The sequence below is a fragment of the Candidatus Thermoplasmatota archaeon genome, assembly GCA_018814355.1.
GTDB lineage: Archaea > Thermoplasmatota > Thermoplasmata > UBA10834 > UBA10834 > COMBO-56-21.
Genome location: JAHIZT010000052.1, coordinates 26390 through 40536, shown reverse-complemented (window position 1 = coordinate 40536; position 14147 = coordinate 26390). Strand labels below are relative to the sequence as shown.

General features: G+C 57.3%; 16 protein-coding genes. 11 read left to right on the top strand and 5 right to left on the bottom strand.

Annotated elements, in window-relative coordinates; all coding sequences use genetic code 11:
• Positions 1 to 140 precede the first annotated feature (140 nt).
• Both KJ653_03580 and KJ653_03575 read left to right on the top strand, forming a co-directional pair.
• Entirely contained in the window at positions 141 to 653 is a 513-nt protein-coding gene (locus tag KJ653_03580; GenBank protein ID MBU0684915.1) for a gamma carbonic anhydrase family protein, read from the top strand.
• 395 nt (positions 654 to 1048) lie between these two features.
• Entirely contained in the window at positions 1049 to 1438 is a 390-nt protein-coding gene (locus KJ653_03575) for a hypothetical protein (GenBank protein ID MBU0684914.1), read from the top strand.
• 39 nt (positions 1439 to 1477) lie between these two features.
• Here KJ653_03575 and KJ653_03570 read toward each other — a convergent pair whose 3' ends face one another.
• Positions 1478 to 1783 (bottom strand): MTH1187 family thiamine-binding protein, encoded by a 306-nt coding sequence (locus KJ653_03570; protein MBU0684913.1) that lies wholly within the window; start codon positions 1781 to 1783, stop codon positions 1478 to 1480.
• 197 nt (positions 1784 to 1980) lie between these two features.
• Here KJ653_03570 and KJ653_03565 point away from each other — a divergent pair, with 197 nt between their 5' ends.
• From KJ653_03565 to KJ653_03540, 6 genes are all read left to right on the top strand, one after another.
• Positions 1981 to 2403 carry a hypothetical protein gene (locus tag KJ653_03565; GenBank protein ID MBU0684912.1) on the top strand — a complete coding sequence of 141 codons (423 nt, stop codon included), beginning with the start codon at positions 1981 to 1983 and terminating at the stop codon, positions 2401 to 2403.
• A gap of 87 nt (positions 2404 to 2490) precedes the next feature.
• The gene (locus KJ653_03560; protein ID MBU0684911.1) at positions 2491 to 4446 is read left to right on the top strand and encodes an ATP-dependent DNA helicase; all 1956 of its coding nucleotides are present in this window, start codon (positions 2491 to 2493) and stop codon (positions 4444 to 4446) included.
• Between the two features lie 66 nt (positions 4447 to 4512).
• A complete protein-coding gene (locus KJ653_03555) occupies positions 4513 to 5076 on the top strand; it encodes a CDP-2,3-bis-(O-geranylgeranyl)-sn-glycerol synthase (protein MBU0684910.1) in 564 nt (187 codons plus the stop codon).
• Positions 5077 to 5086: 10 nt separating this feature from the next.
• A complete protein-coding gene (locus KJ653_03550; protein ID MBU0684909.1) occupies positions 5087 to 5587 on the top strand; it encodes an orotate phosphoribosyltransferase in 501 nt (166 codons plus the stop codon).
• Complete coding sequence (locus tag KJ653_03545; GenBank protein MBU0684908.1) at positions 5584 to 6153, top strand: uracil-DNA glycosylase; 570 nt, start codon at positions 5584 to 5586, stop codon at positions 6151 to 6153. The genes KJ653_03550 and KJ653_03545 overlap by 4 nt, the downstream gene beginning before the upstream one ends.
• 37 nt (positions 6154 to 6190) lie before the next feature.
• Positions 6191 to 8086: a hypothetical protein gene (locus KJ653_03540; GenBank protein ID MBU0684907.1), complete on the top strand. Its 1896-nt coding sequence runs from the start codon at positions 6191 to 6193 to the stop codon at positions 8084 to 8086.
• Here the strand turns inward: KJ653_03540 and KJ653_03535 are convergent, their stop codons facing one another.
• From KJ653_03535 to KJ653_03525, 3 genes are read right to left on the bottom strand one after another with little or no spacing between them, the layout of a single operon-like run.
• Complete coding sequence (locus tag KJ653_03535; GenBank protein MBU0684906.1) at positions 8087 to 8722, bottom strand: glycosyltransferase family 2 protein; 636 nt, start codon at positions 8720 to 8722, stop codon at positions 8087 to 8089. It abuts the gene before it with no gap.
• Between the two features lie 40 nt (positions 8723 to 8762).
• Complete coding sequence (locus KJ653_03530; protein ID MBU0684905.1) at positions 8763 to 9596, bottom strand: glycosyltransferase; 834 nt, start codon at positions 9594 to 9596, stop codon at positions 8763 to 8765.
• Positions 9597 to 9653: 57 nt separating this feature from the next.
• Complete coding sequence (locus KJ653_03525) at positions 9654 to 10964, bottom strand: UDP-glucose/GDP-mannose dehydrogenase family protein (GenBank protein MBU0684904.1); 1311 nt, start codon at positions 10962 to 10964, stop codon at positions 9654 to 9656.
• Between the two features lie 87 nt (positions 10965 to 11051).
• Here KJ653_03525 and galU point away from each other — a divergent pair, with 87 nt between their 5' ends.
• Positions 11052 to 11921 carry a UTP--glucose-1-phosphate uridylyltransferase GalU gene (galU, locus tag KJ653_03520; GenBank protein MBU0684903.1) on the top strand — a complete coding sequence of 290 codons (870 nt, stop codon included), beginning with the start codon at positions 11052 to 11054 and terminating at the stop codon, positions 11919 to 11921.
• Between the two features lie 5 nt (positions 11922 to 11926).
• Here galU and KJ653_03515 read toward each other — a convergent pair whose 3' ends face one another.
• A complete protein-coding gene (locus KJ653_03515) occupies positions 11927 to 12412 on the bottom strand; it encodes a hypothetical protein (protein ID MBU0684902.1) in 486 nt (161 codons plus the stop codon).
• A gap of 149 nt (positions 12413 to 12561) precedes the next feature.
• On the opposite strand from KJ653_03515, the gene KJ653_03510 reads away from it, so the two are divergent.
• Both KJ653_03510 and KJ653_03505 read left to right on the top strand, forming a co-directional pair.
• A complete protein-coding gene (locus tag KJ653_03510; protein ID MBU0684901.1) occupies positions 12562 to 13047 on the top strand; it encodes an N-acetyltransferase in 486 nt (161 codons plus the stop codon).
• On the top strand, positions 13044 to 14147 hold the full coding sequence (locus KJ653_03505; GenBank protein ID MBU0684900.1) for a DegT/DnrJ/EryC1/StrS family aminotransferase: 1104 nt from the start codon (positions 13044 to 13046) through the stop codon (positions 14145 to 14147). The genes KJ653_03510 and KJ653_03505 overlap by 4 nt, the downstream gene beginning before the upstream one ends.

The following is a 14147-nucleotide window of genomic DNA, read 5'->3' as shown; positions in this document are numbered from 1 at the left end:
TTAACAGGACCTCCGGGGGAGAGGGTGCCCTCCATTGCGTCATAGCGACATCCGTGGAAACGCTGTTCGCTGTAGATAAGCTGTTCGTTCGGCCAATCACACCTGAAAGCTATATCGGTTCGAGCGTCGATTAGGGGTCCATGGTTCTCAGGAGTTTCGGGAACAAGAGCCCGACTCTGGGCTCGGACGTTTACGTGGACGAATCGGCCGTTGTGATTGGTGAGGTGTTCCTCCGCGATAGTTCGAGTGTTTGGCCCGGTGCGGTACTCAGAGCAGATGACGACATGGTGGAGATAGGCAGGGGATCAGCCATGATGGACATGTCGTTCGCGGAGGCACCCAAGGGGAGATCCGTCATCGTAGGAGACGGATGCATCGTCTCGCACTCAGCACGGCTGCACGGGTGCAAGGTGGGCGATGAGACGCTTGTTGGCATCGGAGCACTCATTCTTGACGGAGCCGTCGTCGGGGAGAGATCGGTCATAGCTGCGGGCTGTCTCGTGCCGCCTGGTACAAGAATAGCCGCGGAATCGTTCGTCATGGGCCTTCCAGCCCACGTGGTCAGACAGACCTCTGCCAAGGATGTTGACTGGCTTAGGGAAGAGCTGAAGTTGCTGGCTGCCAAGGCAGCCAAGTACCGGTCGCAACAGTGACCCTAGAAAAAACCTCCGTAGAGGTTCCGTCCGCTGAGTCCATGAAGGCGACATCTGGTTTAAATAGGACAGAACGCGTAACACGGTTCCTGAGAAAGGTATACTGTCGTCAGGGTGGGGCGATCAGTCTGCCTTTGAGAAGGTGTCAAGTTGGAGGTACACTTCGGCAAGCCAGTCATCGCCAAGGTGAAGAAGTGCAGACTCGTCCTCGTTAGGAAGAGACATCGGCAGGAAGATGAGACCACGAACGGGTCTGATCGCTGAACTCTATCCCAAGCCCACTTCTTGCACCCGACAATCCTCTAGAGAACGACCGACATCCACTGTTCTGACCGTTCTCGATGCTTATATACCCCCTTCCGAAAGAGATATTACATGTTGACACCATTATCGAAATGGAAGGGATAAAAATGGTTTCTGGACAACCTGGACCACAGGGTCCGTACCCGATGTACCAGCCGGCTTATCAACCGCCGCACAAGCCAGCAGTCGACTACGTGAAGACCGTGGTGTCTGACCTGATGCTTTCCATTGCGGTAGTGGTCAGCCTGCTGCTCGTGATGGTCGGGTCATGGCTGATTGGATTGATGGACACGGAAGGCGGAGTCAACGCAGGGCAGGTAGTGAAGTCCCTTGGGATGTTCATACTGACCGTTGCGTTGCTTTTGGGTGCGATAGTCAGAACCGACATGGAGAAGTGGGTCAGGACCGCGATGATAGTATCCGCGGCGTTCCTGATTGCCGTCGTCGGTTTCTGGTTCACGAACCTGAACTTCGTCTTTTGAACGCTGTGCGACTAGACGCTCTCAAACCATTTCCGTAATTTACTTCTCCAATTCCTTTCCGACCTTCTTTTCCACTGAGGCGATCTTCTTCTCGAGGGCGTTCTGAACGCCCTTTCTGTCATCTATTCTGATAGTCGTCATGACCCTTGGACAGATCCCCATGACTCGCACGTGGCACGCCCTTATCACCGCCATGACAGCGTCATAATCCCCCTCCAGCACGGTTCCCATGGGGTTGAGCTTGTAGGCGATGCCCGACGCCTCCACAATCTTCAAGCATTCCGCGACATACTGACTCACGCTCTCGCCCTTGCCAATCGGCACCACGCTGAACTCCGCCAACATCTCCTCATCCTCCGTACATATCTGTCCAATCCACATACTGGCCGGTTTCCAGTGGAAACCTAGCGCGCGTGCGAACAATGAGCCGTCGTGAACGAACATATTTATATGACGAATTGCTAAATGAATGTTGCGAAAGCAGATTCTTGTCTGAACCATCTGAGAGGGGGATAATAGTGGTAAGAAGCAGCCGTGAGAACATGAATATTCTAACGAAGCTGAAGAAGTCGGATGGGGAATCTGCAGGCTCGACCCTAACGGTGGAGCACCTCACGAAGGCCATCAAGAACAGCATAGACAAGGCGGGCATGCCGGAGGAGGAAGCCAGATCAATGGCCCAGCATGTCATGAACTTCTTCGGGTACAGCGAGCGCATCATCGACAACGTGCTCGAGCCCGAGGACAGGGACGCCTTCTACATGCTCGAGGACGCGGGCATCTTGATGACCGAGAGAGAGGAGACGACGCTCTACGATGGTCGCGAGTGGCGAATACACTACTGGATGTTCCGCAAGGAGCGCATACATGAGCTCCTGACGGGAAAGAAGGGCTTGACCTCCGGAGATGGCATCTCGGAGAACGTCTACGCCGATATCCCTGACGACATCTGGAACAGAGAATAGTCGCAGACCACCTCCAGCAGCTCATTTTCTACTTTCACTTCTCTCAGCGAAAGCGATTAGACCTCACCGGCCCTAACCATCAATCACATGGCATCTAGAATATTCCCGTACGTCCCTAGGCCAGGACAGGACAGGCTGATGGAGCTTGTCGGGAACGCTTGCCATGACCGCGCGCACCTGGTGGTCGAGAGCGGCACCGGTACAGGGAAAACCGTGTGCTCGCTGGCCGCGTGCGTCGAGTTCTGCAAGGAGAGGGGTAAGAAGATACTCTACGTGACACGCACGAACTCGCAGCAGAGGCAGGTGATGCTCGAGCTCCGTCAGATCGCCGAGCGCACCAATGTGTTCGCCGTCGCGCTCCAGGGCAGGAAGAACATGTGCCCTCTGGCGCGCACTGACCATGAGCTCTCGCAAGGCAGCCCGGAAGAACTATCCAAGGTCTGCGGAGAGCGCAAGGCCAAGGTCATAAGAGGAGAGGAGGAGGCGTGCAAGTACTATGCGGCAACAGTCTCTGATGATCTCACGCCGATCATGCGCTACGCGAGGGAGGAGCTGCCGACAGCCGAGGAGTTCTCCGCGTACTGCGTCGACAGAGGGTTGTGCTCATACGAAGTCGCGAAGATGCACGTCCCTGCGGCGGACGTCGTCGCAACCCCATACATCATGTTCTTCGACGGATTCATTCGCCACGCCCTCATGGACTGGATGGCATCGTCGCTCCAGGACATCGTTCTGATCGTGGATGAGGCGCACAACCTGCCGTCCTACGCGAGGGAGCTCGAGTCCGCTGCGTTGAGTGAGATCGTACTCAAGCTCGCCCAGAAGGAGGTGGACGAGTTCGGGGACCCTGAGGTCGGGGACGGCATAAGCCTCCGGGACGTCCTCCTGATGACCGAGGAGGCGTTGGACAAGGCCGTTGAGGAATACCTGATCGACGAGGACGGGATCATCCCTCAGTCGCAGCTTGAGGAGGAACTGATGTTTGGCACCCACATGACGAGCAGGGGGCTGAATGGCGTTCTGTCCCAGATCGCCAACTTCGGCGAGATGGTCAGGGATCACAGGAAGCTCGCCGGGAGACTGCCCAGGTCGTACGTCCACGGCACCGCGGGGTTCCTCACATTCTGGCAGACCCTGGAAGAGAGCGAGTATGTCAAGCTCATCACGAAGTACGACGACGCGAAGGCGTTCGAGGCGTATTGTCTGGACTCAGCGATCGCATGCAGGCCGATTGCGGAGTGTCACGCGAGCGTGCATATGTCCGGGACTCTGAAACCTTTGGACGAGTACAGAGACTCCATCGGGCTGCCAAAGGACGCAAGGCTAGTGGACATACCATCCCCATTTCCTCCTGAGAACCGGCTCGTTCTCTTCATGGACGATGTCACGACCAAGTACGATGACATCGAGCGTGATGATGGCATGATCGAAAGGCTGGCGGAGCGCATCACGGAGCTCGCCCACCGGGTGCCCAGGAGCACGATAGTGTTCTATCCGTCGTACGCCCTGATGCAGAAGATATCGAGTAAGACCGCCACTGCGCTCCTCGGCAGGAACGTGTTCTTCGAGAGCAAGGGGATGGGACAGGGAGACTTCATGAAGGTCGTGAACGATTTCAAGCTATCACCAGGCAAGGCGTTCCTTCATGCGATAGCAGGTGGCAGGGTGAGCGAGGGGATCGATTTCCCCGGTACGGAGATGGAGGTTGCGATACTCGCGGGCATCCCTTACCCCAAGCCGACGGCGAAGCAACGCGCCTTCCAGCACTTCTGCGAGATCAGGTTCGGAAGGGGATGGGAAAGGGCGGTGAAAGCCCCGACCGCACGCAAGCTCCAGCAGGCCATCGGAAGACTGATCAGGAGCGAGACGGACAGGGGCGTGGCGATCATACTCGACAAGCGGGCGATCCATTTCACGGACACGATATCCGCCAAGAGAACTGAGGATTCCGTGGAAGATGTGAACGCCTTCTTCGAGAAACCCATGCCCAAGGCGGCCTCCCTGCAACGCGTTCAAGCAAAGAGAAAAGGGCTGCAGCTGTAGCCGGCAGACAAGACGAGGGCTCTTCTGCGTTCACATTAATACGACCTTCCGCGATATGCCGTCCGAATGACGCCGATCGAGGCGGCATTGGCGGGCGTGTGGCTGATGCTGCCAGCCTTGATACCAAACTCCGCGGCAGTGCTCTTCGGCGGTGGGAGGCCGATGGACTTCGGCAAGATCTGGCGAGGCAATAGGGTCCTCGGAGATGGGAAGACCTGGAGGGGGTTCTTTGGCGGGTCGCTGGCAGGCGTGGTGTTCGGCATAGTCCAGATCGGACTCGCGGACCTGTTTGGGACCGAGAGTTCGTGGGGCTTCGGCGATTGGCCACGGTCTTTGTGCGTGGTGCTGAGCCTCGGCTTCGGTGCGATGCTTGGGGACAGCTTGGGCTCGTTCGTCAAGAGGCGGCTCGAGATCGGCCGGGGAGACAAGGCGCCTGTGCTCGACCAGTACAACTTCGTCGCAGGGGCGATCGTGCTCGTGCTGATCTTCCAGTCCAGCTGGTTCATCGACCACTACATCGAAGGCGACGGGATCTTCGGCCTGGTGCTATTCCTGGCCGTCGTCCCGCTCCTTCACAGAGGCGTGAACATCATAGGTTATAAGTTGGGCAAGAAGAATGTGCCCTGGTAGGTGGGAGGCCATGCTGAAGCAGATGCTGAAGGACATGAAGGTCGTGCAGACAGGGGAGTTCATACTCGCATCCGGCAAGAAGAGCAACTACTTCGTGAACATCAAGCGCGCGAGCACGAATCCGAAGGTGCTTCGCGAGATAGGCAAGGCGATGGCACCGTTCGTGGACGAGGCGAAGATAGCGGGCATGGCCCTCGGAGCAGTGCCTCTGGCGGTCGCGGTAGCGCTCGAGACCGACAGACCGTTCGTTATGGTGAGGAATGAACCGAAGGACCACGGCACGAAGGAGCTCATCGTGGGAGAGGTCCTGCCCGGAGAGAAGTTCGTAATAGTCGAGGATGTCGCTACCACCGGTGGTTCCACGATGAGAGTCGTGAGCGCGCTCAGGGAGAAGGGCGCCAATGTGTCCAAGGCCATCGTCGTGGTGGACCGCGAAGAGGGCGCCAAGGAGATGCTCACGGAACACGGCATCGAGCTCATCTCACTTTTCAAAGCAAAGGACCTGGCATGACCTGCGGCAAGATTGATTTCAGATGCACCAGATGCCGTCTGTCAAAGAGCAGGACGCAGGTGGTTCCCGGAAACGGTCCATGCGATTCCAGGATATTCTTCATCGGCGAGGCCCCAGGGAAGGACGAGGACCTGAAGGGACAGCCTTTCATCGGTCGCGCAGGGAAGGTTCTCAATGACGCCATCGAGAGAGCTGGCGCCAGTCGTGATCAGGTCTTTGTCGGAAACCTAGTCAAGTGCAGGCCGACAGACAATAGAAAACCCAGGAGGGATGAGGTCGAGAAATGTTCCATGTTCCTCGAATCGGAGTTGAGAGACGTCTCTCCGAAAGTCGTTTGCGCTCTGGGCCAGACGGCAGCAAACTATTTATTGAACAACAGAGATAAAATATCCGACCTGGCAGGAAAGGAGATTCCACTAACCATCGCCGGGAAGAAGGTCCGGCTCTTCGTCACATTCCATCCAGCAGCTTGTCTCTACCAGAGGAAGAGCCTCAAGAGGTTCGAGGAGGACATAAGGAGATGCCTGGAAGCTGCAGGCGTTGTCAAGACGGGACCCAAGAAATGAAATCTTATTGTACTTGTCCAACCGTATCAATCGTTCGATGAGCCGGCCGCAGATCCTTCTGACCGCCATCCTTCTTCTTCCTATCCTGATGAGCCCAGTCGGAATATCGTCCAAGGCCATGAAAGCGGACCTGACCGTGACGACCTGGACGATAATGGTCTATATGGCGGACGACGCGACCCCGATCCTATCTTGGCAGGACGACGTCAACGAGATGGAGGCCGCGCAGCAGATGGCGGGGACGAACATCATCGCCCTTGTAGATGAGTACGGCGACAGCAACACGACTCTGCTGAGGGTGCAGCAGGATCCGAACGGCCTCGACCCAACGATAGTCTCGTGGAGAGTGAACGACTCGGGCATCGTGATACCTCCGAGCGGAGAGGTGAACATGGCATCCCCGGACACGCTCAGCGCGTTCATCAACTTCTCCGTGTCCGCGTATCCAGCGCAGAGATATGTGTTGATACTCTGGGGACACGGGGCGAATTGGCACGGCCTGTGCCCTGACGGCACGGACATCATGTCACTTCCAGAGCTGAGGTCTGCCCTCGTCAGCTCCACATCGAGCCTCGGAAGGCCTCTGGACATGGTCATCATCGACTCGTGCGCGGAGGCTTCTTTCGAGATGCTGAACCAGATCAGAGAGTACACCAGGATCTTCGTCAGCTCGGAGAAGGACGTCCCGTTCCAAGGTCTTCCATACACGCAAGTCCTGGACGGCCTAGCAATCGACACGAACCTGGCACCCGAGGCGTTCGGTGCTAGAATCGTGGACGCGTATGTTGACTGGTCGATGGTCAATTCGCCATATTCAGCAACGATGGGAGTCTACAACCTCTCGAGGCTCGAGCCAGTGATGAACGACCTCATAGCGCTCTCCGACCAGGGGAAGAAGTACGATAGCATCTTCCACGGGACCATCATGGAAGCTTTTGAGGCCGCTGAGTCATACGAGACCGCTTGGGCAGTGGACTTCGGGAATCTGATGGACCAATTGCAGAGGAGAAATCTTCCGTTCGAGATACGCATGTTGGCTATCGAGTCAGCGATGTCCTACCAGAATATGGTCACGTACTTCAAAGAGTGGTCCAACCCGGATCCTTATGACGGGATCACAACGCACAACGCAACGGGCGCGATCATCTACGCTCCGAACACATCATCCGTAGATGACACATACATCGAGCTCCAGCTGGCGTCCACATCATGGTATGACTTCGGCAGACTCGCGAGACACCCAGGACCTACAAACGAGAGCTTGCCGGGCCCGACGATAACATACAAAGCCGGGAACGATTCGATAGGACTCTTCGGATTGCCCACGGAGTTGGATTTGAATTGGTCCTACGACTACACGACCATCACAGCTTGGGTCTTCAGGCGCGAACCTGGCGGCATGACGCTGCTAGACATATTCAGTAAGAGCGACAAGTCGCCGATTGTGATCAACGACGTGTTCGGGTCATTAGTGCTGGCGACCAGCGCAGAGAGGGACGGGGTGGCTGTCTCCTACCAGGCGCTGAACGCGACCCTCTACGGGCAGGTCTTGATGGAGGTAAGGCTCGTCAAGGACGGTGAGGTCATCCATCAAGGTTATCAAGTGAGGGGGACCGTCGGGAACAAAAGCCTCTTAGTCCGGGACATCAACCCGACTTTCGCAATGGTGCTAATCGCACCGTCTGATGTCGACATCGGACAGATGGTGCGGGTGGAGGTCCTCAACGGACCGAACGGTGAGGTCGTGGGCAACGGATGGATCGTGGTGACCTCCAACCAGTCGCTGACCGAGATACAAGTGTTCGACCAGCCCCATAAACAGGCTGGGGATCTGGTGCTTCTGTGCCTCTCTATTCTGCCCGGGATCTTGATACTCATATTCGCGCTATTGTTGCTCCTGGAGAAAGGAAAGAACTCCTCGAACAAGGACTGATCAGAACCGCTTCTTGAACAAGTATCTGAGGTTCCCGAACCCGTCATGCCAACTGCTGAGCTTGACCTCACCCACCCTCTGCCTGTAGGTGATCGGCACCTCTGCCGCTTTGGACTTCCTGAACGCCTCCACCTTGATCTCCTCTGACAGAGCCATCCCATCGCTCTTAAGGATGAGGTCCTTCAGTATCGCACGCCTGAACACCCACATGCCGCTCTGGGAGTCCTTGACCTTGACTCGAAAGAGCAGCCTCGTGGCCGTCGACAGGACCCAGTTCCCGAACCTGTGCTTCGCGCCCATCGCGCCCTCCTCCATCCGCGCGAACCTGTTCGTCGTGATGAAGTCGAGGGCCTTGCCCTCGAGCATGTCAAGGAGTGCTGGGATGTCAGATGCCGGATAGGTCATGTCCGCATCGAGCGTGACGATGTAGTCGCCCGAGGCTTTCTCGAAACCCGTCTTGTAGGCACGGCCGTAACCCCTCCGAGGCTCATCGATGACGACAGCGCCCGTCCCGGATGCGATCTCTCTGGTACGGTCCTTGGAGTCTGTGTCCACGACCAAGATCTCGAACGGCCTGTGTCCCAGGGCCTGCTTGACCTCGCCGATCACCAGGCCGATGCTCTTCTCCTCGTTCATTGTCGGGATGATGACCGACACCTTGCCCTTGTCCGTGCGATCACCTCCCTGGGAAGACTAGCCTGAATCTCCGCGGCCGCTTGCCTGTGGGCGGCATGTACGGTGACCGCTCGTAGAATTTGCACACCAAGTATCCGAGCACCGCGAAGAACAGCCTCGCGACGGCCCAGACGGACCTGGATGTCTCGAGCAACCTCTGCGGTTTGTAGCTCGACCACAGCCTGCCGTGCTTCATTGTGAGCTGCTTCCTGCCCCAGCCGTTCCAGAAGGCCTGTTTGAAGAACTTGCGGAAGCTCTCTTTCATCCTGTGATACACGATTGCGTCTTCGTTGTAGCCGAGGGTGTACCCCTTCTCGACCGCCCTATAATTGAGATCGATGTCCTCAGCGGTCACGAACCACGGGTCGAACCCTACGACATCGTCTATGACTTTCTTGCGCCAGGCCATGTTGCCGCTAGGATACGAGATATCCATGCCACGGTGATAGAACTCCACACGCTCGAGGTCCTCGAAGGCGTGGTAGCCGATGTTGATCGTCTTGCCAGCGGCGATGTCGTGCGTCTTAAGGGTCTTTCTAAGCTCCTTCAGCCAGAATGGGTTCGCGATGCAGTCTCCGCCGATGGTGGCGATCGCGTCCCCCTTCACTTTCAGGAGCCCGAAGTTGGTGCTCTCGCCCCTTGTTCCCGGGCGATGGTACAGGGCGACCTCGGGGTGGCCTTCCATGTACTTCCTGACGATGTCCACAGTGCCATCCCAGCTGCCCGCGTCGACTATGACTATCTCGAACGGCAGCTCCTGCGTCACGAGGCTGTCCAGAAGGTCCCTTATGTGGTTCTTCTCGTTGAGCAGGTTGAGGACGACGCTTATCATCATGTTATTGGCACCTTCAGAAAACCTTAGCTGCATATTATGGTTTCTCGGATTCCTGGCCTATCCTTTCCTGGCCTTGCCGTAGCCGATCCCGAGATACCTCGCGCCCGCCCTCTCGACCTTCTGAGGATCCAGGCATCTCCTGCCATCAACGATCACTGCCCTCTTCATCTTGGAGAACTCTCTCTTTCCGAGCTTCCTGAACTCCGGCCAGTCTGCCTGGATGATGCATCCGTCAGCGCCCTCGAGACACTCGGCAGCGGATTCCGCGTACTCTATCGTCGGCATTAGTCTGATGAAGCTCCCCATCGCCATCGGGTCGAAGGCAACCACACGCGCGCCCTTGGCGAGCAACTGAGTCACGAGCGGCACCGCCCGGGTCTCGCGGATATCGTCCACGCCGCCTTTGAACGCGAGTCCGAGAACGGCTACCCTCTTTGTCTCCAAGCTCCCTATCTCCTCCTCGAGGATGCGAACGCCTTCGATCGGCTGCAGGTCGTTGATCGCCAGCAAGGTGGACAGGAGCTTCGAGCTGTAGCCCTCCGCCCGTGCCTTATCCTTCAGGGCTTTGACGTCCTTAGGCAAGCAGCTGCCGCCGTAGCCGAGGCCTGGCTTGAGGAACAGGGGCCCGATCCTGGGGTCCATGCCAGCAGCCTTCAGCACGCCCTCGGAGTCGACCCCGAATCTGACACACATGTTCGCGATCTCGTTTGAATAGGATATCTTGGTGGCGAGGAACATATTGGATGCGTACTTGATCATCTCCGCCGAGCGAAGGTCGGTTCTTATCTTTGGGGCTTTGATCGGGGCGAAGAGAGCCATCAGAAGGTCGCCAGCGCGCTTGTCCTCGGAGCCGACCACCACTCTGGACGGCTTCATGCTGTCCCTGAGAGCGCTCCCTTCTTGGAGGAACTCCGGGTTCATGCAGAGCCCGAAATCCTTGCCCGAGGCCTTCTCGAGGATCGGTTTCACGATTGAATCGGTGGTGGAAGGGACCACTGTGCTCTTCACCACGACAACCTTGTATTTGTCAGAGCGTCTCAGGGCCTTCGCTATGCTCCTGCTGGCGGCCTTGACCGGCCTGACATCTATCCTGCCGGACGGCAACGACGGTGTCTGGACGCAGATGAACACGAACTTGGACTCTGAGGCTGCCCGGACAGTCTCCATCGTCGCCTTGAGAAGGCCGTTCTTGACAAGTCTCGCGAGCTCCTTCTCCAGCGGGGGTTCATAGAATGGCAGTCTCCCTGAATTTACTGTCTTGACTCTACCCTGGTCGATGTCCGCCACGGACACATCGTGCCCCAGCTTCCCGAACATGACACCGGTCGCGAGGCCGACATAGCCCGCGCCGATGACGCATATCTTCATCGAGCCTGCAACCGGCAGGGAGAGTAATAACCCTTCCCATTGCCTGGCCAGGCAATCAGGAAAGGATTATATGGCTGCCAGATGTTCATTCGGACGATGAAGGTCGTCATACCGGCTGCGGGCATGGGGATCAGGTTCCTGCCCGCTACGAAAGCCCAGCCCAAGGAGATGCTGCCCGTGGTCGACAAGCCCGCGATTCAGTATGTGGTCGAGGAGGCGGTCGCGTCGGGGATGACGGACATCATCATCATCACGGGCAGAGGGAAGAGAGCGATTGAGGACCACTTCGACAAATCCTACGAGCTCGAGCACAAGCTTAGGGAATCGGGCAACTCGGAGGCTCTCGCGGAGGTCCAGAGGATCGCCTCCATGGCCGACATATTCTACATCCGACAAAAAGAACAGCTGGGGCTAGGGCACGCAATACTCTGCGCCAAGAAGCACATAGGCAACGAGCCGTTCGCAGTCATGCTCGGCGACGACATCGTCGTCAGCGACAAGCCGTGCATCGGTCAGCTCGTCGACGTGTTCGACGACGTGAAGGCGTCTGTGGTTGGAGTGGAGCAGGTACCGAAGTCCAAGATACAGAGATATGGGGTCATCAAGGGCAGGCGCGTGAAGGATGACATCTACAAGGTCGACGACCTGGTGGAGAAGCCGTCCCCTGAGGAGGCGCCGTCAGACCTTGCCATCATCGGCCGCTATGTGTTCCAACCGGACATATTTTCGTCCCTGGAGAAGATAGGCCCGGGCAAGGGGGGCGAGTACCAGCTCACGGACGCGATGCGATTGGTCTGCCGAAAGAGCGGGCTCTACGGCCTGAAGTTCAAGGGCAGAAGATTTGACATCGGCAGCAAGGCCGATTGGATACGGGCGACCGTTGCGCTCAGCATGGAAAGGAAGGACTTGGCAGATGAACTGAAGTCCGCGCCCGAGTTCGCCATCAGGAAGCATTGACGGTGTCACAGATACTGATCGCGGATGACGAACCTGTCTGGCCGGTCATGATGGACGATCAGTACGACTTCTTGGCCTACTTGTGGGTTTGGAAACGACTTGCGCCCGAACACGTGCTTAGATGCTTTCTGTTGCTGTTCCTCAAAAGCAAACTCGAATGTCACTCTTCCAGCCTCCTTGTCGTAACTCACCAGGCGACTCCTGGTTTCGACGCCATGTGCGAATACGTCAGCGACAATGCTTGACTTCCAAGCGAGGAGAAGGGCACCTGAGGTCAACTCAACAATTCCCAGGATAGCGAGTATTGTTGGCATGAGATTCGGGTCCGCGCTCTCAGAAGTCTCCGTGGATTTCCCGGAAGACAACATTGCCAACACTAGGAACACCGGTCCCACCAGCAAGGACGGCCAGGCTATGAAAGCAATCAAATCAGATTTTATCACTTTCAGAACCGAAGGTTTCGTTCCACCAGCGACTGCAATACTCTCCAAACTACCACCTTGTCCGCCGAAATGCCAAGCCAGTAGATCAAGGCTGTGGGAGGGTGGGCATTCTCTAGGCCATCAGGGTTTGAATCATACGCCATAATGTATTATAGCTAGGTCGGGATTCCGCAGTAAGAGGTTCTGCCTTGAAGCTGATGGCCAAGTACTACAGCATTGAGGACGTGGACGTTGGAGAAGACACTATCGTGCGGGAATTCGTGAATCTGTATGGGTGCAAGATCGGCAAGAGCTGCAGGATCGCCGCCTATGTCGAGATTCAGCGCGGGGTCAAGATAGGCGACAGGTGCAAGATCGAAGCCTTCGCGTTCATCCCGACGGGAGTGACGATCGAGGACGAGGTCTTCATCGGACCGCACGCGTGCTTCACCAACGACAAAGTGCCCAAGGCCGTGGGCGACTGGGAGGTCACCCCGACGCTGGTGAAGAAGGGCGCATCGATAGGTGCCAACGCCACCATAGTCTGCGGTGTGACGATAGGCGAGAACGCCCTGGTGGCCGCGGGAGCTGTCGTCACGAAGAACGTCCCGGCCAATGCCATCGTCGGGGGCGTCCCGGCGAAGAAGATCGGTTCAAGGGGAGCGGACAAGAGGAAGCCCAACAAAGGAAAGGGAAAGAGATGAAGGTTCCAATCGCTCAACCAGTCATGACCGAAAAGATGATTGAGGCCGCGGCGAACGCCCTCAGGAACGAGAGGCTGACGCTCGGCGAGAGCGTCTTCAAGTTCGAAGAGGCATTCGCGAAGATGTGCGGGTCGAAGTACGCAATCGCAGTCAGCTCAGGAACAGCCTCGCTCCAGCTGGCACTGCAGGCCTACGGACTCAAGGCCGGGGACAGGGTCGTGACGCCTGCCATGTCTTTCGTCGCGACTACGAACGCATTCGTTCCATTCTGTGCAGTGCCGGATTTCGCCGACGTACTGGAGAAGGATTACACGATCGATCCCGCGAAGCTGAAGGCCGCGCTCGACCAGAAGACCAAGGCCGTCATGCCCGTCCACCTCTACGGACATGTCGCGGCGATGGACGAGATCAACGAAATCGCGAAGAAGAACAACATAGTGGTCATCGAGGATGCCTGCCAAGCGCACGGCGCCCGCTACAAGGGAAATACTGCAGGCAACCTGGCGGACGCAGGATGCTTCTCATTCTATCCGACCAAGAACATGCACGTGGGTGGCGACGGAGGCATGATCACGACCAACGACGACAAGGTCGCTGACGCGTGCCAGAGGATGAGGCACTGCGGCCGCAAGAAGGGGAGCAACTACGAGCACGACATCATCGGATACACTTACAGGCTCAACTCGGCCAACGCGGCGGTCGGCATCGAGCAGCTAAAGATGCTGCCCGAGTGGAACGACAAGAGGCGCGTGGCGGCCAAGATGTACGACCAGATGCTCAAGGGCGTGGGAGACCTGGTGCTCCCGCCGGGCCCGACGAGCGATGTGACGCCTGTGTACCACCTGTACACCATGAGGACGAAGACGCGGTACGAGCTCAAGGCCCACCTCGACGGCAAAGGTGTGGGCGTCGGACTTAACTACGAGATACCGATTCACCTTCAGCCGATCTACAAGCAGATGTTCGGTTTCAAGGAGGGCATGCTCCCGGTGACGGAGAAGTGCTGCAAGGAGGTCATCGCCATCCCGATGTTCGCGGACATCACGCAGGACCAGATCAAGTACGTTGTCGATTGCGTCAAGGAGTTCTACGACAAGTAG

Excerpts from the sequence above, each read along its gene's own strand:
- KJ653_03510 (MBU0684901.1), top strand. The coding sequence starts at position 12,562 with ATGGCCAAGTACTACAGCATTGAGGACGTGGACGTTGGAGAAGACACT.
- KJ653_03550 (MBU0684909.1), top strand. The coding sequence starts at position 5,087 with ATGCTGAAGCAGATGCTGAAGGACATGAAGGTCGTGCAGACAGGGGAG.
- KJ653_03535 (MBU0684906.1), bottom strand. The coding sequence starts at position 8,722 with ATGAACGAGGAGAAGAGCATCGGCCTGGTGATCGGCGAGGTCAAGCAG.
- KJ653_03525 (MBU0684904.1), bottom strand. The coding sequence starts at position 10,964 with ATGAAGATATGCGTCATCGGCGCGGGCTATGTCGGCCTCGCGACCGGT.
- KJ653_03570 (MBU0684913.1), bottom strand. The coding sequence starts at position 1,783 with ATGTTGGCGGAGTTCAGCGTGGTGCCGATTGGCAAGGGCGAGAGCGTG.
- KJ653_03560 (MBU0684911.1), top strand. The coding sequence starts at position 2,491 with ATGGCATCTAGAATATTCCCGTACGTCCCTAGGCCAGGACAGGACAGG.
- KJ653_03545 (MBU0684908.1), top strand. The coding sequence starts at position 5,584 with ATGACCTGCGGCAAGATTGATTTCAGATGCACCAGATGCCGTCTGTCA.
- KJ653_03555 (MBU0684910.1), top strand. The coding sequence starts at position 4,513 with ATGACGCCGATCGAGGCGGCATTGGCGGGCGTGTGGCTGATGCTGCCA.
- KJ653_03565 (MBU0684912.1), top strand. The coding sequence starts at position 1,981 with ATGAATATTCTAACGAAGCTGAAGAAGTCGGATGGGGAATCTGCAGGC.
- KJ653_03575 (MBU0684914.1), top strand. The coding sequence starts at position 1,049 with ATGGAAGGGATAAAAATGGTTTCTGGACAACCTGGACCACAGGGTCCG.
- KJ653_03540 (MBU0684907.1), top strand. The coding sequence starts at position 6,191 with ATGAGCCGGCCGCAGATCCTTCTGACCGCCATCCTTCTTCTTCCTATC.
- KJ653_03505 (MBU0684900.1), top strand. The coding sequence starts at position 13,044 with ATGAAGGTTCCAATCGCTCAACCAGTCATGACCGAAAAGATGATTGAG.
- KJ653_03530 (MBU0684905.1), bottom strand. The coding sequence starts at position 9,596 with ATGATGATAAGCGTCGTCCTCAACCTGCTCAACGAGAAGAACCACATA.
- KJ653_03580 (MBU0684915.1), top strand. The coding sequence starts at position 141 with ATGGTTCTCAGGAGTTTCGGGAACAAGAGCCCGACTCTGGGCTCGGAC.